Annotated in this window: 21 protein-coding genes; 2 read left to right on the top strand and 19 right to left on the bottom strand. The window is 37.5% G+C overall.

All coding sequences use genetic code 11. From position 1 onward, the window contains the following. Position 1 precedes the first annotated feature (1 nt). The 7 genes from P9E47_RS17010 to P9E47_RS16980 form a co-directional block, all read right to left on the bottom strand. Positions 2-934 carry a YybS family protein gene (locus tag P9E47_RS17010; RefSeq protein ID WP_003329746.1) on the bottom strand — a complete coding sequence of 311 codons (933 nt, stop codon included), beginning with the start codon at positions 932-934 and terminating at the stop codon, positions 2-4. Between the two features lie 132 nt (positions 935-1,066). Further along, positions 1,067-1,300 carry a 30S ribosomal protein S18 gene (gene rpsR, locus P9E47_RS17005; protein WP_003329747.1) on the bottom strand — a complete coding sequence of 78 codons (234 nt, stop codon included), beginning with the start codon at positions 1,298-1,300 and terminating at the stop codon, positions 1,067-1,069. 74 nt (positions 1,301-1,374) lie between these two features. Beyond that, positions 1,375-1,923, bottom strand: a complete 549-nt coding sequence (gene ssb, locus P9E47_RS17000) for a single-stranded DNA-binding protein (RefSeq protein ID WP_003329748.1) — start codon at positions 1,921-1,923, stop codon at positions 1,375-1,377. A 151-nt stretch (positions 1,924-2,074) separates the two neighbouring features. After that, positions 2,075-2,365 (bottom strand): 30S ribosomal protein S6, encoded by a 291-nt coding sequence (gene rpsF / locus P9E47_RS16995; RefSeq protein WP_003329750.1) that lies wholly within the window; start codon positions 2,363-2,365, stop codon positions 2,075-2,077. 139 nt (positions 2,366-2,504) lie between these two features. Further along, positions 2,505-3,605 carry a redox-regulated ATPase YchF gene (gene ychF / locus P9E47_RS16990; RefSeq protein ID WP_003329751.1) on the bottom strand — a complete coding sequence of 367 codons (1,101 nt, stop codon included), beginning with the start codon at positions 3,603-3,605 and terminating at the stop codon, positions 2,505-2,507. A gap of 170 nt (positions 3,606-3,775) precedes the next feature. Then, the gene (locus P9E47_RS16985) at positions 3,776-3,973 is read right to left on the bottom strand and encodes a DUF951 domain-containing protein (protein ID WP_003329752.1); all 198 of its coding nucleotides are present in this window, start codon (positions 3,971-3,973) and stop codon (positions 3,776-3,778) included. Between the two features lie 73 nt (positions 3,974-4,046). Beyond that, positions 4,047-5,063 (bottom strand): YkvI family membrane protein, encoded by a 1,017-nt coding sequence (locus P9E47_RS16980; RefSeq protein WP_326164105.1) that lies wholly within the window; start codon positions 5,061-5,063, stop codon positions 4,047-4,049. A gap of 104 nt (positions 5,064-5,167) precedes the next feature. Here P9E47_RS16980 and yyaC point away from each other — a divergent pair, with 104 nt between their 5' ends. After that, on the top strand, positions 5,168-5,767 hold the full coding sequence (gene yyaC, locus P9E47_RS16975; RefSeq protein WP_003329754.1) for a spore protease YyaC: 600 nt from the start codon (positions 5,168-5,170) through the stop codon (positions 5,765-5,767). A 25-nt stretch (positions 5,768-5,792) separates the two neighbouring features. Here yyaC and P9E47_RS16970 read toward each other — a convergent pair whose 3' ends face one another. The 12 genes from P9E47_RS16970 to rpmH form a co-directional block, all read right to left on the bottom strand. Continuing rightward, positions 5,793-6,509: a DUF554 domain-containing protein gene (locus P9E47_RS16970; RefSeq protein ID WP_326164103.1), complete on the bottom strand. Its 717-nt coding sequence runs from the start codon at positions 6,507-6,509 to the stop codon at positions 5,793-5,795. A 16-nt stretch (positions 6,510-6,525) separates the two neighbouring features. Further along, positions 6,526-7,683: an aminotransferase class V-fold PLP-dependent enzyme gene (locus tag P9E47_RS16965; RefSeq protein ID WP_326157568.1), complete on the bottom strand. Its 1,158-nt coding sequence runs from the start codon at positions 7,681-7,683 to the stop codon at positions 6,526-6,528. Positions 7,684-7,732: 49 nt separating this feature from the next. Beyond that, the gene (locus tag P9E47_RS16960) at positions 7,733-8,593 is read right to left on the bottom strand and encodes a ParB/RepB/Spo0J family partition protein (protein WP_003329757.1); all 861 of its coding nucleotides are present in this window, start codon (positions 8,591-8,593) and stop codon (positions 7,733-7,735) included. Further along, on the bottom strand, positions 8,586-9,347 hold the full coding sequence (locus tag P9E47_RS16955) for a ParA family protein (RefSeq protein ID WP_003329758.1): 762 nt from the start codon (positions 9,345-9,347) through the stop codon (positions 8,586-8,588). The genes P9E47_RS16960 and P9E47_RS16955 overlap by 8 nt, the downstream gene beginning before the upstream one ends. Before the next feature lie 173 nt (positions 9,348-9,520). After that, a complete protein-coding gene (gene noc, locus P9E47_RS16950) occupies positions 9,521-10,384 on the bottom strand; it encodes a nucleoid occlusion protein (RefSeq protein ID WP_003329759.1) in 864 nt (287 codons plus the stop codon). A 204-nt stretch (positions 10,385-10,588) separates the two neighbouring features. Continuing rightward, on the bottom strand, positions 10,589-11,305 hold the full coding sequence (gene rsmG, locus P9E47_RS16945) for a 16S rRNA (guanine(527)-N(7))-methyltransferase RsmG (RefSeq protein ID WP_326157569.1): 717 nt from the start codon (positions 11,303-11,305) through the stop codon (positions 10,589-10,591). A 90-nt stretch (positions 11,306-11,395) separates the two neighbouring features. Further along, positions 11,396-13,282, bottom strand: coding sequence for a tRNA uridine-5-carboxymethylaminomethyl(34) synthesis enzyme MnmG (gene mnmG, locus P9E47_RS16940; protein WP_003329762.1), 1,887 nt, complete (start codon positions 13,280-13,282; stop codon positions 11,396-11,398). 77 nt (positions 13,283-13,359) lie between these two features. After that, positions 13,360-14,736: a tRNA uridine-5-carboxymethylaminomethyl(34) synthesis GTPase MnmE gene (gene mnmE / locus P9E47_RS16935; RefSeq protein ID WP_003329763.1), complete on the bottom strand. Its 1,377-nt coding sequence runs from the start codon at positions 14,734-14,736 to the stop codon at positions 13,360-13,362. Between the two features lie 302 nt (positions 14,737-15,038). Beyond that, on the bottom strand, positions 15,039-15,662 hold the full coding sequence (gene jag, locus P9E47_RS16930; RefSeq protein WP_003329764.1) for an RNA-binding cell elongation regulator Jag/EloR: 624 nt from the start codon (positions 15,660-15,662) through the stop codon (positions 15,039-15,041). Further along, positions 15,659-16,426 (bottom strand): YidC family membrane integrase SpoIIIJ, encoded by a 768-nt coding sequence (gene spoIIIJ / locus P9E47_RS16925; protein ID WP_003329765.1) that lies wholly within the window; start codon positions 16,424-16,426, stop codon positions 15,659-15,661. Before spoIIIJ ends, jag begins: the two co-directional genes overlap by 4 nt. A gap of 101 nt (positions 16,427-16,527) precedes the next feature. After that, positions 16,528-16,881 carry a ribonuclease P protein component gene (rnpA, locus tag P9E47_RS16920; protein ID WP_003329766.1) on the bottom strand — a complete coding sequence of 118 codons (354 nt, stop codon included), beginning with the start codon at positions 16,879-16,881 and terminating at the stop codon, positions 16,528-16,530. A 220-nt stretch (positions 16,882-17,101) separates the two neighbouring features. Further along, positions 17,102-17,236 (bottom strand): 50S ribosomal protein L34, encoded by a 135-nt coding sequence (gene rpmH / locus P9E47_RS16915; RefSeq protein WP_003329767.1) that lies wholly within the window; start codon positions 17,234-17,236, stop codon positions 17,102-17,104. 579 nt (positions 17,237-17,815) lie between these two features. On the opposite strand from rpmH, the gene dnaA reads away from it, so the two are divergent. Beyond that, positions 17,816-19,162 (top strand): chromosomal replication initiator protein DnaA, encoded by a 1,347-nt coding sequence (gene dnaA, locus P9E47_RS16910; protein ID WP_003329768.1) that lies wholly within the window; start codon positions 17,816-17,818, stop codon positions 19,160-19,162. The last annotated feature ends 85 nt before the right edge of the window (positions 19,163-19,247 follow it).

The raw sequence follows: 19,247 nt of genomic DNA, 5'->3' as shown, positions 1-19,247 counted from the left end.
ATCATTGTGGGTCTTTCATGCGCTTCCGCAAATTAAACCCTAAATCAATTATACCTAAGATTCTTATTATAGATAGTAAAAAAGTCATAAACAAAGATAGAATTATGATAACAACAGGTATTGTTAAGGGCTTTTTATTTATATGAAAGTAAAAAAAGATAAACGAAAACCCTTGTATTGTCATTATTATTTCAAGCACGATAAATAGGTTAATAATTATTGTAAAAAGTATTGTACCCTGTTCCGGCCCTGTCATGAAAATAATGGTAACAATTAAATAGTACCATAATAAGCTTTTTGGAAAAGACCATTTTCTTATCGGTGGGAATGATTTTATTTCATATTTAAATCCTTTTAATATTTGATTTGCAAAAAATTGAGTTACAAAAGCCAACACGATGCTTGTAATGACCATTGCACTTGGAACAATGTAAGAAATCATCTCAATGGATTGATACATCATTTCAAATTGATCTGTAGGTTGTCCAAGCGATGTTACCATTTTTTCAGCTGTTTCCATCGATTGATACATCATCTTTTTCGTATCTTCAATAAAATTTATATGAAAGAAGACATTAGTAACAATGAACAACAGAACAAAGTTTGCGATGAAACCAAGGCTTCCACTAAGTAATATGGCATAAGCACCTTTTTTTAGTGAATATATGTACCCCATGATAAGACCGGTTGTTCCAAACATAAGGGTAATTGGCAGCGTTGCGATTGAACCAACCATATATGTAATAAATAATGCGACCGTTAACATTAATAGCCCTTTTTTCAAAGTATGACGGGTTACATAGATAACAAAAGGAACTGGAAGTATAAAAAGAAATAAGCTACCAATGAGCGGTATAAACAAGACAGCTAATAAAAGAATAGAATATAACGCTGTTAATATGGCCCCTTCAGTTATTGAACGTATTGAATTCAAATCTTCACCTCATATATCCTTTTTTTCCATTCTCTGTATGTACTATTTTATGTATTTATTTCGTTAGTTTCAAGAAATTGAAAAAAAGACAGCAAGATAATCCTGCTGCCTTTTTAAAATTCTATCAATAAATTAATCGTTAACGTATGGTAACAACGCCATTTGACGTGCGCGCTTGATAGCTGTTGTTAATTTACGTTGGTATTTTGAAGATGTTCCTGTTACACGGCGAGGTAAAATTTTACCGCGTTCAGAAACGAAACGTTTTAATAGATCAACATCTTTATAGTCGATGTGTGTAATTCCGTTTGCTGTGAAATAGCACACTTTACGACGCTTAGTGCGACCTTTACGAGCTCCACCCATTGCCATTTGAAAGTCCCTCCTTACGTATTGTAAATTGTTTAGCTTCAGCACTCGGGCGCTTCCGCTTTTCTTATTTAAAACGGTAAATCATCGTCTGATATGTCAATCGGTAAACCATCATCTTTAAATGGGTCATCATCGACAGTAGAAAAATTATCGTTCGAACGTTGATTCTGATTTGGACGATATCCGCCACCAGATGGTTTTTGGCCTCCATATCCTTGTCCAGATCCGAAGTTTCCACCCCCAGGGTTTCCTCCTCCAAATCCATAAGGATCTGCTTGACCGCCTCCTTGGCTAGCACCTTTAGGCTCCAAAAATTGTACGCTATCTGCCACAACTTCTGTTACATAAACCCGGCGACCATCTTGTCCCTCGTAATTACGAGTTTGTAAGCGGCCATCAACACCAGCTAAGCTTCCCTTTTTGAGGAAATTCGCTACATTTTCAGCTGCACGGCGCCATACAACACAGTTAATAAAATCTGCTTCACGGTCACCTTGTTGATTAGAAAATGTGCGATTAACAGCAAGTGTAAATTGGGTAACAGCAACTCCGTTTGGAGTATAACGCAATTCAGGATCTTTCGTTAACCTGCCAACGAGTACCACGCGGTTTAACATCAGAATCACTCCTTAATGGAAATTCAAACTTAAATCAAATGCGCCTTGGCGTATTTGTGCCCAGCGGATATTATCGAGCTACCATACTCGAAAAACTACCCCTGAAAATCGCAAGGCTCGCCGGAGGCTTTAACTTTATGAATAAAATTAATTACTTATCTTCTTCACGTACTGCGATGTGACGGATGATGTCTTCGCTGATCTTCGCTAAGCGGTCAAATTCGCTGATCGCTTCTGGCTTCGCCACAACGTTAAGAAGCATGTAATAACCTTCACGGAAATCGTTGATTTCGTAAGCTAAACGACGCTTACCCATGTCAGTTGACTTAGCGATTTCAGTGCCTTCGTTCGTTAAGATGTCGTTAAAACGATCGATTACAGCTTTCTTTGTTTCTTCTTCAACGTTTGGACGAATAATGTACATAATTTCATATTTACGCATATCTTTCACCTCCTCTTGGACTAAACGGCTCACTTTTTAAAAAGGAGCAAGGAGCAATATATTCATATAATTACTCACGAAACAAAATTATACCATGATTAATTAGCGTACGCAAGTGCCTGTTTACGGGGACAAGCACCTATACGTTAAATCTGAAATGCATAACGTCTCCGTCTTGAACTACATACTCTTTCCCTTCAAGGCGAACTTTACCTGCTTCACGGGCAGCTGTCATAGAGCCACCTGCCAGTAAATCTTCATAAGAAACTGTCTCTGCACGAATAAAACCGCGCTCAAAGTCAGTATGAATGATCCCTGCACACTGTGGAGCTTTCATTCCTTTTTTAAATGTCCATGCTCTTACTTCCTGTTCCCCAGCTGTAAAATACGTTGCTAAACCAAGTAATGAGTAAGCAGCCTTAATCAACTGATCTAAGCCTGATTCTTTAATGCCAAGTTCTTCAAGGAACATTTGCTTTTCTTCCCCATCAAGTTCAGCAATTTCAGATTCAATTTTTGCACAAATGACGATAACTTCAGCATTATCACTTTTTGCAAATTCATGAACCTTTTGAACATACTCATTTCCAGATGGGTCCGCCACTTCATCCTCACCAACATTGGCTACATAAAGCATTGGCTTGATTGTTAACAAATGAAGATTCTTCACAAGTTTCAATTGCTCTTCCGTAAATTCAATCGAACGAGCCATCTTGCCTTCTTCAAACGCTTCTTTAAGGATAACAAGAATTTCATGTTCTGCTGCCGCATCTTTATCTTTTTGCTTCGCTAATTTACCAACACGGTCAATACGCTTGTCCACTGTTTCAAGGTCAGCTAAAATTAATTCCAAGTTAATCGTTTCAATATCTGAAATTGGGTCTACTTTACCCGCTACATGTGTTATTTCATCATCTGCGAAACAACGAACAACCTGACAAATGGCATCCACTTGGCGAATATGGGATAAAAACTTATTTCCTAAACCTTCGCCTTTGCTCGCCCCTTTAACGATACCGGCAATATCTGTGAATTCAAAAGCAGTTGGCACTGTTTTTTTCGGCTTTACTAATTGTGTTAATTTATTTAAACGCTCATCTGGTACTTCAACAATCCCCACGTTAGGATCGATTGTACAGAAAGGGTAGTTTGCTGATTCAGCACCTGCCTGTGTAATTGCATTAAAAAGCGTTGATTTTCCAACGTTCGGAAGACCAACGATTCCGGCTGTTAAACCCATTAACCATTCACTCCTTAAAAAATCTTCGTTCTAAGTATTCTTAACCAATTATAGGAACTGTTCCTTAAAAGCGCAAGCATTGATTAAAACGAAACAAGCCAACCATTACCCAAGAATCAAGCGCAATAATTGACTTGCCTCATTAATTAACTATACTTTCATGTAGTATGCTACTCTTCATGCTTAACAAGGATTTTCTTTAACTTTCTTGTGAACTCTTTTCGGGGAATTAAAACACTATGATCACAGCCTTCGCATTTAATGCGAATATCCATGCCGAGGCGAATGATCTTCCAGCGATTAGTTCCACATGGATGCTGCTTTTTCATTTCTACAATATCATTTAGACCAAAATCTTTATCAACCATTTTGCTCCCCCCTTCATTTATTCACGGTCACAATTTGTATCAGACTGCTTGTTTATATTTTACCAATTTTTCGTTACCATTTGTAGCGATTTGCTATAGGATACAACAAAATCGCGGCCAACATATATAAATTTAACAGTCCATATAACGGATAAAGAACTGCCACTAATGTTGAAAATCCAAACGTTGTTAATGGCACCATAACTAAAAGTATAATGAATGCCAATAGCCATAATGGCATTGATGTTTTCTTTCTAAATCGTGTGGCTAAACCGACAACTCCCGAAGCAGCTGTTGTATAAATGGCACACCATAAAACAACTGACATCAATATTAACATAATATAATGATAATTTTTTAATATAGCAAACAAAGGAATTTCGTAGAGTACTATATCTGAAGCCATTTGTGACAATATTTCATTATATAGAAATGTTAGGCCCCCTAATAATATCCCGCTTCCTAAACTCGCAATCCAAATTTCACCCTGATGCTTGATTTCTTTTCCGATTGCTGCGAGGACTGCAACCAATGGCAAGATATTTAGAGCTGTAAACGTGAAGGCAGATGGCCAATTCCCCTGCTCCCGCCAATCAATGATGATTGGCTGTCCATATTTTAACGTGAAGGAAAGAAGAGCCCCAATTAAACCGGCAACTAATAATGGAATGATAAAAGCATTAATGGATACCATTCCTTGAATATCCCAAACAAATAAAAATACCAATAAAATAACTGTAACGGCAATTCCAACCCAAAATGGCAAGTAAAATACTTCTAAAGCAGCTCCTGCACCAGCCAACATTACAACCGTAACTGAAAATAAATACAATATAATCATAAAATCATAAAGGCCAGCCAACTTCTTTCCCAGCAAAGTCTCCAATACTGGCAAATAGTGAACGGTTTTCTTTTCATAGCTAATTTTCATAATAAAATAACAGCTGATTATAAATAATACGGTAAATAGTAAAATGGCAAGTCCACTTTCATACCCAAAAAATTGCCATATTTCTCGTCCTGATGCATATCCCGCGCCAATCGTCGTACCCATAATAAGAAACATCCATTTAAGACCGGCTTTCCACATTATTTATCTTCCTTTCATAATCAAAGTTAAAAATTATCAACTTTATGTATAGGAACTTAATAAATTCCGTATACTGTTACTACTATTAAAGAGGAGTGGATCCTATGAATCTAAAACCAAAGTTTTTTGAAAAAAAAGAGGTCTCCTCCTACCGTATTTCTTACGAAGAGCAAAATGCCCCTTTATATATTGGCGAGAAATTAGTTGAACTTTTGCCACACCATATCCTTCAACCTGTCGTTATCGCTTGTATTGGAACTGATCGCTCAACTGGGGATGCGCTTGGACCATTAATTGGAACAATCCTTCATGAAAAAAAACCTTCTCATTTCCATGTATACGGTACACTTGAACATCCTATTCATGCTGTTAATCTAGAAGAGCAATTAGAATTAATAAATAATACACATCAGAATCCATATATTGTTGCAATTGATGCATGTTTAGGTAGATTAAAAAGTGTTGGGGATGTTACTTTAAATGTCGGCGCGTTGAAGCCTGGAGCCGGTGTTAACAAACAACTTCCACCAGTTGGAGAGGTTCACTTAACTGGAATTGTAAATGTCAGTGGATTTATGGAGTTTTTTGTTTTACAAAATACGAGGTTAAATCTTGTTATGAAAATGGCACAAACAATGGCAAGCGGCATTATGGAAGCAGATCAATTATTAAAGATTAAAAAAAATCCCCTACTTCGCAGGTAGGGGGGCAAGGTTTACTATAAACATATTACATTGTAAATTGATGATAAAAATATTGTCCAGCAACTAATAAAGCAACTACAAGGATGGCAGGCAGCATATTAGCAACTCGTATTTTTGTAATTTCCAACATATTTAAACCAATCGCTAAAATCATAATCCCACCGGCGGATGTCATCTCAATAATAAAGGCATCCATAATCGGATCTGGAATCCATTGTTCAATTTGCGTTGCAAATAAGGCAATCATTCCTTGATAGATCATAACCGGAAATGCCGAGAATAGAACGCCTACTCCCAGTGTAGTTGCAAGAACGATACTCGTAAAACCATCCAAAAGTGACTTTGTATATAAAACTTGATGGTCTCCTCTAAGACCGCTGTCAAGGGCACCAATAATGGCCATCGCGCCAATTGCAAAAATCAATGTTGCCGTTACAAATCCTTTTGCTATTCCACCTTCTTCAGTAGAACCCATTCTCCGTTCTATCCAAAAGCCAAGTTTATTTAATTTCCCATCAAGATCCATAATTTCTCCGATAATACTTCCAAATAACAAACTTAGGATGACAATCAGAAATTGTTCACTTTTGACTCCCATTTGTATCCCTAAAATGACAACGGCTAGTCCAATTGATTGTAAAACCAATGTTTTTACCTTTTCGGGAATGCGATGCATCACTTTCCCCAGAAAAGTCCCAGCAATAATCGCAATCCCATTCACGATTGTACCTAGCAAAACCATATGTCTTTTCTCTCCCCTAGGCTAAATATCCTGCTCTAATCTCATCTATAGCTTGTACAAATTTTTCAACTTCATCTACTGTATTAAAGATGCCAAAGCTTGCCCTTAATGTGCCGCCTTGTCCAATCGTTCCAATGGACTGATGGGCTAATGGAGTACAATGAAGACCTGCCCTAACTGCAATCTTATAATGTTGATCTAAAATCATCGCCACTTCTTGACTATCGACTCCATCAATATTGAAGGAAACGACAGCAAGCTGTTTGATATCTTCATCAGGTCCGTATACAGTTACACCATTCACTTTTTTTAATCCTTTTTTACAGGCGTCTGTCAAAAGCTGTTCATGCTTAAAAATTACATCAAGCCCTTTTTCCTTGATAAACAGGACGCCTGCCAATAGCCCTGCAATTCCTGGAGTATTCAATGTCCCGCTTTCTAATCTTTCAGGAAGTTCATCAGGCTGTTCAATTTTTTCCGAAAAGTGGCCTGTTCCACCGGTTATAAGGGGCTTCAACTCAACATTTTTATTAATTAACAAAGCACCCGTTCCTTGTGGTCCCATTAACCCTTTATGGCCAGCAAAAGCTAAAAGGTCGATATTCATTTCTTCCATATTTAATGGTAAAATTCCCGCTGTTTGTGAGGCATCCACCATAAATATGAGATTATGTTTTTTGCTTATTTTCCCTAATACTTCAATGGGAATAATAGCCCCGGTTAAGTTGGAACCATGGGTAACTACAAGTAATTTTGTATGGGCTGTTATCGCCTTCTCAAACTCTTCAATATTAATTTCACCGTTATGGTTTGGCTGAATGTATGTAATTTCTATACCGATTTCACTTTTCAATCGTTCTAGAGGCCGGCGAACTGAATTATGCTCATAGGCGGTTGTAATCACATGATCTCCGTGCTTTAATGCAAGTCCTTGAATTCCTATATTAAGAGCTCCGGTAGCATTTTGGGTAAATACAACCCGTCTTGGATCTGCTAATCCAAAAAACTGCGCCAACTGAACCCGTGCTTCATAGATTTTATTTCCCGCTTCATTTGCTAAGGCATGGCTGCCCCTTCCAGGGTTAGCGCCATATTTCGTCAACGCTTCTACTACTGCATCTGTTACTTCTTTTGGTTTTGGAAAAGATGAAGCTGCTTGATCAAAATAAATCATAAAATGCCTCCTATCGATAAAAAATAAAACCACCTTGAAGATGGCTTTTTTACAACGACTCTTTATCAAGCAACTCTAAAATCCGATTCAAATCGTCTGGGGAGTAAAACTCAATTTCAATTTTCCCTTTATTTTTACTTTGCTTGATAGCAACAGCTGTTCCAAAACGGTCGCGGAGACGGGACTCCTGCTGCTTAATAAAAATATCCTTTGGCTTTTCCTTCTTCTTTGTTTCACGTGAAACATTTTCGTTTAGCCTTTGGACAATTTGTTCTAATTGACGTACGTTTAAGTTCTCTTTTTTTATCTTTTCTACAAGTGGAAGCATAAGTTCTTTGTCTTTAAGTCCTAATAGTGTCCGGCCATGCCCCATTGTTAAGTCGCCATTGGAAATCAATGTTTTAACTGGCTCCGGCAATGCTAGCAGGCGAATATGGTTCGCAATATGCGGGCGGCTCTTTCCTAAACGGCCAGCAAGCTCCTCTTGTGTTAACTTAAGTTGTTCAATTAAGGTTTGGTAGGCTAGTCCCTCTTCGATTGGATTTAAATCTTCCCGCTGTAAGTTCTCGATCAATGCCAGCTCCATCATTTGTTGTTCAGTATAATCCTTTATAATGACAGGGATTGTTTCTAAGCCGGCTTCTTTAGCAGCACGAAATCGCCTTTCACCCACGACAATGTCATAGCCTTTAATGCTCTTTCTTACTACAATCGGTTGCAGGATTCCGTGAGTTTCAATCGACTCTTTTAATTCTTTAATAGACTCCGGATCAAATGTTTTTCTAGGCTGATAAGGATTCGGACGGCATTCCTTTAATTTTACATTCTGGATTTTATCTGAAGGCTCCAGTACATCATCTACTGAAAAATAGGCCCCCAAGCCTAATCCTTTCCCCAAACCTTTAGCCATTAGCAATCACTTCCTTTGCAAAATCTAGATATACCTCTGCCCCTCTTGACTTAGGGTCATAAATGATAATCGGTTTACCGTGACTAGGTGCTTCGCTTAATCTAATATTGCGTGGAATGATAGAATGGTAAACTCTGTCCTGAAAATATTTTTTAACTTCATCTATTACTTGAATTCCAAGATTTGTTCTTGCATCAAGCATCGTTAATAAAACCCCATCAATTTTTAATGATTGATTTAAATGCTTTTGGACTAATCTTACTGTATTCAATAACTGACTAAGACCTTCAAGTGCGTAGTACTCACATTGTACTGGAATAATGACCGAATCCGCAGCCGTTAAAGCATTTAGGGTTAGCAATCCCAACGAAGGAGGACAATCAATAATAATATAATCGTACTCTACTATAAGCGGGTCTAGCGCCCTTTTTAACCGGACTTCTCTTGAAATAGTTGGCACTAATTCTATTTCCGCACCGGCTAACTGGATGGTTGAAGGCAATACATAAAGGTTTTCTACGTTAGTGGGCAGGACGACTGATTTTGCTTCTTCATCGTCAACTAAGACATTGTATATACATTGCGCCACGTCTGCCTTTTCAACGCCAACCCCACTAGATGCATTCCCTTGCGGATCTATATCAACAAGTAACACTTTTTTCCCTAAATAAGCCAAACATGCACTCAAATTCACCGAAGTTGTTGTTTTTCCAACTCCACCTTTTTGGTTTGCAATTGCAATAATTTTACCCATGCTGTCACCTACCTTCCTTAAAAAGAAGCTTGTCCTATAACAGATATCCTTTTGGACAAAGGATTACATTACTTTAGTTTTTCATACTTTACTATTTTATCATGAATTCCAATGAATTTCGTTTTAAAAGTAAAAAACCCATCTACTTTTTTAGAGATGGATTAAATATAGTGCTATTTTTTCGGTATTTTTATCGTAAATTGAATATAATCTTCATGTTCCTCTTCTTGGCTATCTATTTTCATTCCAGTGCTGGCTACCATGTTAAGTGATTGGCGAATTGTATTCATCGCAATTCTAGTATCCTTGCTAAATGCTTTTCTTTTCGGCTTGGGCTTTTTTACTTTACTTTCGAGCATTTTTATAACACGATCTTCTGTTTGTTTTACATTTAAGTGTTTTTCAATGATCTCTTCTAAAAGTTTTTCTTGTAATTCCTGTTCCTTAAGTGGAATCAATGCCCTGGCATGTCTTTCTGTAATTTTCTTTTGCAACAATGCCTCTTGAATAGCTTCTGGTAATTTTAATAGACGAAGTTTATTAGCAACAGTTGATTGACCCTTACCTAATCTTTGTGCTAATGCTTCTTGAGTTAAATTATGCAACTCTAAAAGTCTAGCATAAGCAATGGCTTCTTCAAGCGGAGATAACTCCTCCCGCTGAAGGTTTTCAATTAAAGCAACTGAAGCTGTTTCCGTATCATTGAAGTCTTTTATGATAGCCGGAATTGTATCCCATCCAAGCTTTGTAACAGCCCGCCATCTTCTTTCCCCAGCAATAATTTCATATTTACCTTTTTCGTATTCTCTTAAAACGATAGGCTGAATGATTCCATGGGTATGAATCGTCTGCATTAATTCATTAATTTTTTCATCAACGAATACAGTACGTGGCTGAAAACGATTTGGGACGATATCCTGAATTGGGATCCGCTTCACTTCTTCATTTTCCGTTATTAATTCTTCCTTTAGTTCTACATTATTTGTCTCTACAGTCTTTTCCCCTATACCAAAAAAGCGCGAAAAAGGGTGTTTCATTTTTCATACACCGCCTTTTGATTACTACAAAAAAAACAATACAATTCGACATATACTTCTATTCTCTATAGAAATACAAATTCCTGCAATATCAAAATTTAAAATGTCATAAATAAATCTAATAAAGAACTCCTATGTTTCACGTGAAACAATTCGAAAAGCTTAGGCGCTGGAGATAGACATTGATATACAAAATCGACCTGTTTACTCAATTGGAGTTTTATTAGGTGTTCCTGGTTTCCTTGGATACTTATTAGGTGTTTTACGTTCCTTTTTAAGGATCACGATATTACGCTCACTATTTTCAATAGGCAGTTGAAAATTATGTATACTTTCTACTTTGCAGCCTAATACTTCAATTGCTTTTTTTCCGGCATCCAGTTCTTCTGCTAGATTAGCACCTTTCATCCCTATAAAGTAGCCTCCAACCTTTGCCAATGGAATACATAATTCACTTAATACCGACATCCTAGCAACAGCCCTTGCCATTACTATATCATATGATTCCCTTATTTCAGGTCTTTTTCCGAATGTTTCAGCACGGTCATGGTAAAAGGTAACCTGATCTAATTGCAAAGTGGATGCTAATTCATTTAAAAAGGTGATCCTTTTTTGCAGTGAATCAACGATTGAAATGGAAAGATGTGGGAAACATATTTTTAAGGGGATACTAGGAAACCCTGCCCCTGCCCCGACATCACAGATTTTATATTCTTTTGTAAAATCAAAATAAAATGCTGCTGTTATCGAGTCATAGAAATGTTTTAAATATACTTCCGGCTTATCGGTAATGGACGTTAAGTTCATTTTTTCGTTCCATTCAACAAGTGTGTTATAGTACAGGTCGAATTGTTCTAGTTGCCTGGAGGAAAGGGAAATCCCCTTCTCCTCTAGGCTTGTTTGAAATAATTGAATATCCATAATCAATCCCCTTTTATAAGAAAAGCTCAAAGCTAGTTCAGCGAAGTCCACTAGTCGCTGGGCGCTGAAGCTGGACAATAATGTACCACCCTATTGTTGTATCTTCGCTATTTTCCCTTGCTCCAAATAAACTAAAAGAATAGAAATATCAGCAGGGTTTACACCGGAAATCCGGGACGCCTGTCCGACTGATAGTGGACGGATTTGTGACAGCTTTTGGCGCGCTTCGGATGCAATTCCTGTTATAGCGTTATAATCAATATCAATTGGAATCTTTTTATCTTCCATCTTCTTCATACGCTCAACCTGCTGCAATGATTTTTCGATATAGCCTGCATATTTAATTTGAATTTCAACCTGTTCCGTAACATCGACGGGCAGTTCTTCTTCAGATGGGGCTAATTGCATCAACAGTTCATACGTCATTTCTGGACGTTTTAATAAGTCAGATGCCCGTACACCATCTTTAAGTGGGCTGCCTCCCAATTGTTGAATCAAATTTTGTACCTGTTCATTAGGCTTAATAATAATACCTTCCAGCCTATTTTTTTCTCGTTCTACTTTTTCTTTTTTCTCCAAAAATCTTTCGTATCTTTCATCAGAAATTAAGCCGATTTGATGGCCAATTTCTGTAAGTCTTAGATCAGCATTATCATGACGCAATAATAATCGATATTCAGCTCTCGATGTTAATAAGCGGTATGGATCGATTGTTCCTTTTGTAACTAAATCATCAATTAATACACCGATATAGGCTTGGGAGCGATCCAAGATAACCGGTTCTTTATTTAAAACTTTACAACCAGCATTAATTCCAGCCATTAATCCTTGGCCAGCTGCTTCCTCATAACCAGAAGTTCCATTGATTTGGCCAGCTGTAAATAAATTTTTAATCAGCTTTGTTTCTAATGTTGGCCATAATTGAGTAGGATGCACCATATCGTATTCAATCGCATAACCTGCTCTCATTAATTCAGCATTTTCTAATCCAGGTACGGAGTGAACCATCTCCACTTGGACCTCTTCAGGTAAGCTTGTGGAAAGTCCTTGGACATATACTTCTTCGGTATTTCGACCCTCTGGCTCAAGGAAGATTTGATGGCGTGGTTTATCATTGAAGCGAACAATTTTGTCTTCAATCGATGGACAGTACCGTGTCCCAATCCCTTCAATCATCCCTGAATACATTGGACTACGATGTAGATTGGCATTAATAATTTCGTGTGTTTTCGGACTAGTATAAGTCAACCAACAAGGGATTTGATCCGTGATGAATTTTGTCGTTTCATAAGAGAATGCCCGTCGCTTTTCATCACCGGGTTGAATTTCCGTTTTACTATAATCAATGGTTTGTCCCTTGATACGCATTGGTGTACCTGTTTTAAATCGCCCCATATCAAGTCCTAATTCTTTAAGGTTTTTGGACAAATCTATGGAAGCCCGTTGGTTATTAGGACCACTCTCATAAGCAAAGTCACCAATAATAATCTTTCCTCTTAAAAACGTACCTGTAGTAATAATGACAGCCTTGGAATAATACATGGCGCCTGTTTCAGTTACGACGCCTTTGCATTCTTCGTTCTCCACAATTAGGCTCTTGACCATGGCTTGTTTTAATACTAAATTTTCTTCCTTCTCTAACGTGTGCTTCATTTCCTTTTGGTAATGATATTTATCAGCCTGTGCTCTTAACGCTCTAACAGCAGGGCCTTTACCTGTATTCAACATTCTCATTTGAATATGTGTTTTATCAATATTTCGTGCCATTTCGCCGCCAAGGGCATCTATTTCACGAACAACAATACCTTTTGCCGGTCCTCCAATCGAGGGATTACAAGGCATAAACGCAACCATATCTAAATTTAAAGTTAGAACTAAAGTTTTAGCACCCATTCTTGCTGAGGCAAGTGCAGCTTCACATCCAGCATGCCCTGCACCAACAACAATTACATCATACGAACCAGCATGATATTCCATAAAAAACCTCCTATATCGAAAAGCGTAAGCACCCGTTTAGCGAAGTCCACTAGTCGCTGGGTGCTGGAGCTAGACACCTATTTACCTAAACAAAATTGGGAGAATAATTGATTAATCAAGCTTTCATGTACAGTATCTCCAATTATTTCCCCTAAGATTTCCCACGTTCTTGTAAAATCTATTTGAATTAAATCAATTGGGACCCCTGCATCGATCCCTGAAAGAACATCATCAATTGCCTTTTGGGCCTGATTTAATAGTGCAATATGACGAGTATTAGATACATAGGTCATATCTCCCGATTCTATCCTTCCTGTAAAAAATAATCCTGAAATAGCTTCCTCCAATTGGTCTATCCCGGACTCTTCTTTTAAAGACGTTGAAATGACCGGATAATTGTCAGCAAGCTTTTTCACTTCATCCATATCAATTTTTCTGTTCAAATCAGTTTTATTTACAAGTACAATCACATCCATGCCACGGGCCGCTTCAAACAGTTTTTTGTCCTCCGCCGTTAAAGGTTCAGCATTATTTAGGACTAATAAGATTAGATCAGCTTCTTTAAGAACCTGTCTCGAACGTTCGACCCCTATTCTTTCAACAATGTCCTCTGTTTCCCTAATACCGGCTGTATCAACGAGTCGCAATGGGACACCGCGAACATTAACATATTCCTCTATGACATCACGAGTTGTTCCAGGAATATCAGTAACAATGGCTTTATTTTCATGCACTAAACTATTTAATAGTGACGACTTCCCAACATTCGGACGTCCGATAATCACTGTCGAAATGCCATCACGCAATATTTTCCCTTGCTTTGATGTCTCAAGCAACTTCGCAATTTCAGCTTTAATTTCAGTCGCCTTTTCTAATAATAATCGATGTGTCATTTCTTCGACATCATCATATTCAGGATAATCTATGTTCACTTCAACATGGGCAAGCGTTTCAAGGATGGTTTGCCTTAATTGCCGTACCAATTTCGACAATCTCCCTTCCATTTGACCAATCGCCACATTCATCGCCCGGTCAGTCTTAGCCCGAATTAAATCCATTACAGCCTCAGCCTGTGACAAATCAATTCTACCATTTAAAAAAGCACGCTTAGTAAACTCTCCAGGTTCTGCTAAACGTACTCCCTGATTTAATACAAGCTGCAAAACCCGATTCACGGAAACTAGACCACCATGACAGTTGATTTCGACAATATCCTCTCTCGTAAAGGTTTTTGGTGCCCGCAAAACTGAAAGCATAACCTCTTCCACTTTTTCATTCACTTCCGGGTCTACGATAAACCCATAGTGAATGGTATGGCTTTCTACTTTCTCTATGTTTTTCCCTTTAAAAATCTGGTTGGCTGCCTTTACTGCCTCTGGTCCACTTATTCTTACAATTGCGATGGCTCCTTCCCCCATCGGAGTCGATATCGCCGCAATCGTATCCATTTCCATCATACTATCACCTCTCTTATCCACAACTGCTTTTTTGAATTTTTTTATCGGAGTGATCTATAATTTATCCACAGTGGATAACTTTTCTGTTTTTAAGCAATATATCTAGTTTAACTTATCCACAACAGGGAACGCAACTGCAAAACTTTCACATATTAGAAAAACACGATATTTGCCCACAATGGCAAATATCAATATCTTTTCTTATACTATAATCCATAAAATAATAATTTCTTATAGTACAAAAAAGCATGGCAACTACTAGAATTAATCTAGTACTGCCATGCTTCTTATTATCATTTTTAGTTCGGGATAATCACGATGTGACGATTGGGTTCTACTCCATCAGAGGAAGTTGTTACACCATCTACATCGTAAAGAACAGAATGGATGATTTTCCTTTCAAACGACGGCATTGGTTCCAAAACGACTTTTGTTTTTGTCTTCTTAGCTTTTTCTGCTAGCCTTGTTGCCAGCTGTTCCAATGTTTCTTTACGTCGTAATCGATAATCTTCAGCATCTACAATTACAGTTAAGTACTCTTCTGAATATTTGTTGGCCACTAATTGAACTAAATATTGAAGAGAATTCAATGTTTGGCCGCGCTTTCCAATTAGGATCGCGACATCTTCACCTGATACTTTAAATGAAAGCTCTTTGCCATGTTGGGATTTTTCTACAGTAGCTGAAATCCCCATCTTTTTAATGACATCTTCTAAATAGGTTTGAGCTTCAAACACAGGGTCAATCTTAACTGTAAGCTTTACAATCGCAGGTCTGTTTCCAAATACACCGAATAAACCTTTTTTGCCTTCATCGATGATCGAAACATCCACTTTATCCTTTGAAACATTAAGTTCCTTTAATCCAGATTCAATCGCTTCATCAACTGTTTGCCCTGTACCGGTAGCTGTTACTTGTTTCACTTCTTCGCTCCCCCTGTAGTATTCACTTCAGTTTTTACTGGACCTTTAATGAAATAAGTTTGGACAATCATAAAGATATTACCCACTACCCAATATAGTGATAATGCAGCTGGGAATGAAACTGCGAATACAACGATCATGACAGGCATAATGTACAGCATCATTTTCATTTGCGGGTTATTTTCCATGCCATGCATCATCATTTTTTGCTGCAGGAATGTAGTCAGACCAGCTATTAAAGGTAAAATATAAAATGGATCCTTATCTCCAAGGTCAAACCATAAGAAACTATGATTTGCAATTTCAGCTGTCCTCATAATGGCATGGTAAAATCCGATTAAGATTGGCATTTGAATAACTAGTGGGAAACATCCTGCTAAAGGGTTAACACCATGTCTTTGGAATAATGCCATTGTTTCTTGTTGAAGCTTTTGTTGTGTTTTTGGATCTTTAGAAGCATATTTTTGTTGAAGTTCTTTTAATTCAGGTTGAATAGCTTGCATCGCTTTTGAATTTTGTGTTTGCTTGATCATTAAAGGCAAAATGGCCAAACGAATAATAATTGTAACAACAATTATAGAAAGTCCATAATTAGCACCAAATAAATTAGCAACATACGTTATTAACCAGGATAATGGATATACAAAATACTGGTTCCAAATCCCTTCACTCTCTGCGGTGATTGGCGTGTTCACTTGCGAACATGCAGATAAAACCGCTAATAGACCTACTAAGGTCAAAATCAGGGCGATTCTCTTCTTCAAACTCCGTTCCTCCTTCTTGCGAATTCCTATGTATGATAGATTTATATTACCATTATAAATATGACACTTCCTAATATAAATCCTTTATAATTTCGACTTCTTTATATGCTTATTTTCTTTGTAAACGCTTTTGCTATTTTTAATACATGGATTAAGCTTTTCTTTGTCTCTTGGAAGTTCATTTCCGCTGTCGGTTTACGGGCAATTATGACATAATCGATATTTTGCTTTAAGTCTTCCTTCAGTTCCAGAAAAGTCTGTCTGACATTTCTTTTGATCTGATTTCTAACGACGGCTTTTCCGATTTTTTTGCTTACAGATAAGCCAATTCTCATTTCAATTTGCTCCGGTTTTTCTAGCATATAAATGACAAATTGCCGATTGGCTACGGATACTCCTCGTTTAAAAACCGCTTGAAATTCATCATTCTTTTTAATTCTATTCCTTTTGTTCACAAAAATTCACTCCGGCGCTTCTGCTTTTCTTTGTCCAGCTCCAGCCACCCAGCGACTCGAAAAACTTCCCCCGCCTCCCTGCGATAAGTTAACATCAACTCTCTTCGCACGTTGTGTCTCCTTTATCTCAGTCGCCGTGCTCCAGTTTTTTCGTCGCTAAACAGTCACCTTCGCTTTTCTAACCTTTATAGAAAAAAAACCACTGATCTTATTCAGTGGCCTATGCTGATAATACTTTTCTTCCTTTTCTACGACGACGAGCAAGAACGTTACGTCCATTTGCAGAGCTCATACGAGCGCGAAAACCATGTACTTTTTTATGCTTACGATTATTTGGTTGATAAGTACGTTTCATTATATTTGCACCTCCCTGAGGAAAAACTCTTAAAGACAGTCCTACTAAGTATAGCGGTCAGTAGGCATATTGTCAATCTTTCATGTAAAGTTCAAGTTTTTCCAAAAATTCTTTACATAATATCCAAAATTCATCATGTGGATATCCTTTTCGACATTTTTCTACATGTTCACTAGTTATCTACAACCTTTACACAAAATATAGTGTTGTTGATAAGTTGGCTCCACAAGGTATGGTAATTGTGGATAAAGTACCAAAACCCATTGCAATTAAGGGTTTTATTTGTTATTATATTTGTGTTTTCCCTTTTCTTACTATATATACTTATCCACATATGTGGACAACCTGTGTATAATTTTATTAACTATTGTGGAGAAATTTGTCCACACAGCTGTGTAAAAAGTCGAATAAACACTTTTCTACTATATTATATAATTATACACTTTTCTTGTGGAATTTATTTTTATGCAATTATATACATTTATCATTTTTGAGGGTGTACAAAAGCTGTACAAGCTATTTTTTATGCCCTCCTTCGTTTTTTTTTAAATCCTTTTCAAAGGAGGGAGTCTTTCTGTAATGGAAAACATCTCTGATTTATGGACCAAGGCTTTAGAAGCGATCCAGAAAAAATTAAGCAAGCCCAGCTTTGAAACTTGGTTAAAGTCAACAAAAGCTCACTCACTTACAAATGACACTTTAATCATTACTGCACCGAATGACTTTGCTAGAGATTGGCTTGAAACAAGGTATTCAAAACTAATAGCCGATACCATTCTTGATATCACGGGAGCGGAATTGGAAATAAAATTTGTCATCCCACAATCTCAAGAAGAGGAAGTGCTAAAATTTGAAGGCCCGGCCAAAAAGAAACAAGTTGAAGAGCATTCTGAAGAAATGCCCCAAAGTATGCTGATCCCTAAATATACCTTCGATACCTTTGTTATTGGGTCAGGCAATCGTTTTGCACATGCCGCATCCCTAGCTGTTGCAGAGGCACCAGCAAAAGCCTATAATCCATTGTTTATTTATGGGGGGGTTGGACTGGGAAAAACCCACTTAATGCATGCCATCGGGCATTATGTATTAGAACATAATCCTAATGCAAAAGTGGTTTACCTATCCTCTGAAAAATTTACAAATGAGTTTATTAACTCGATTCGTGATAATAAAGCGATTGAGTTTCGCAATAAATATCGCAAGGTTGACGTTCTTTTAATTGATGATATTCAATTTTTGGCTGGAAAAGAATCAACACAAGAGGAATTTTTCCATACCTTCAATGCATTACATGAGGAAAGTAAACAAATAGTAATTTCAAGTGACCGCCCGCCAAAGGAAATTCCAACATTAGAGGATCGCTTGCGTTCAAGATTTGAATGGGGCCTGATTACGGACATCACACCACCTGATTTGGAGACAAGAATTGCCATCCTTCGCAAGAAGGCAAAGGCCGAGGGTCTCGATATTTCCAATGAAGTTATGATTTACATTGCTAATCAAATTGATACGAATATTCGGGAGCTGGAAGGTGCCCTTATCCGTGTAGTAGCATACTCCTCATTAATTAATAAAGACATTAATGCGGATTTAGCTGCGGAAGCACTTAAAGACATCATTCCAGGAACGAAGACAAAAGTAATCACCATTCAAGAAATTCAACGGGTTGTTGGCGAATTTTATCACGTGAAATTAGAGGATTTTAAAGCTAAGAAAAGAACAAAATCTGTCGCATTTCCACGGCAAATTGCAATGTATTTGTCGAGAGAGATGACGGATTCATCACTGCCGAAAATCGGTGAGGAGTTTGGCGGTAGAGACCATACAACAGTCATTCATGCCCATGAAAAAATCTCAAAACTCTTGCAGTCGGATACAGAATTCGGGCGGAGGATCCAAGAGATAGAAGAAAAACTTAAATTATAAAAGTATGGATTATGTGAATAACTTTAACTTACTTATATACAGTCTATCCACATGTGGATAGACTCTTCTACTGTTTCAAAATCAC

It is taken from the genome of Schinkia azotoformans, from assembly GCF_035811335.1.
Lineage (GTDB): Bacteria > Bacillota > Bacilli > Bacillales > Bacillaceae_J > Schinkia > Schinkia azotoformans.
The sequence above is the reverse complement of the archived record's forward strand: the minus strand, read 5'-3'. Positions and strand labels throughout refer to the sequence as shown.

Coding starts and splice junctions, on each gene's coding strand:
- rpsR (WP_003329747.1), bottom strand. CDS start 1,300: ATGGGTGGAGCTCGTAAAGGTCGCACTAAGCGTCGTAAAGTGTGCTAT.
- ssb (WP_003329748.1), bottom strand. CDS start 1,923: ATGTTAAACCGCGTGGTACTCGTTGGCAGGTTAACGAAAGATCCTGAA.
- rpsF (WP_003329750.1), bottom strand. CDS start 2,365: ATGCGTAAATATGAAATTATGTACATTATTCGTCCAAACGTTGAAGAA.
- ychF (WP_003329751.1), bottom strand. CDS start 3,605: ATGGGTTTAACAGCCGGAATCGTTGGTCTTCCGAACGTTGGAAAATCA.
- P9E47_RS16985 (WP_003329752.1), bottom strand. CDS start 3,973: ATGGTTGATAAAGATTTTGGTCTAAATGATATTGTAGAAATGAAAAAG.
- P9E47_RS16980 (WP_326164105.1), bottom strand. CDS start 5,063: ATGTGGAAAGCCGGTCTTAAATGGATGTTTCTTATTATGGGTACGACG.
- yyaC (WP_003329754.1), top strand. CDS start 5,168: ATGAATCTAAAACCAAAGTTTTTTGAAAAAAAAGAGGTCTCCTCCTAC.
- P9E47_RS16970 (WP_326164103.1), bottom strand. CDS start 6,509: ATGGTTTTGCTAGGTACAATCGTGAATGGGATTGCGATTATTGCTGGG.
- P9E47_RS16965 (WP_326157568.1), bottom strand. CDS start 7,683: ATGATTTATTTTGATCAAGCAGCTTCATCTTTTCCAAAACCAAAAGAA.
- P9E47_RS16960 (WP_003329757.1), bottom strand. CDS start 8,593: ATGGCTAAAGGTTTGGGGAAAGGATTAGGCTTGGGGGCCTATTTTTCA.
- P9E47_RS16955 (WP_003329758.1), bottom strand. CDS start 9,347: ATGGGTAAAATTATTGCAATTGCAAACCAAAAAGGTGGAGTTGGAAAA.
- noc (WP_003329759.1), bottom strand. CDS start 10,384: ATGAAACACCCTTTTTCGCGCTTTTTTGGTATAGGGGAAAAGACTGTA.
- rsmG (WP_326157569.1), bottom strand. CDS start 11,305: ATGGATATTCAATTATTTCAAACAAGCCTAGAGGAGAAGGGGATTTCC.
- mnmG (WP_003329762.1), bottom strand. CDS start 13,282: ATGGAATATCATGCTGGTTCGTATGATGTAATTGTTGTTGGTGCAGGG.
- mnmE (WP_003329763.1), bottom strand. CDS start 14,736: ATGGAAATGGATACGATTGCGGCGATATCGACTCCGATGGGGGAAGGA.
- rpmH (WP_003329767.1), bottom strand. CDS start 17,236: ATGAAACGTACTTATCAACCAAATAATCGTAAGCATAAAAAAGTACAT.
- dnaA (WP_003329768.1), top strand. CDS start 17,816: ATGGAAAACATCTCTGATTTATGGACCAAGGCTTTAGAAGCGATCCAG.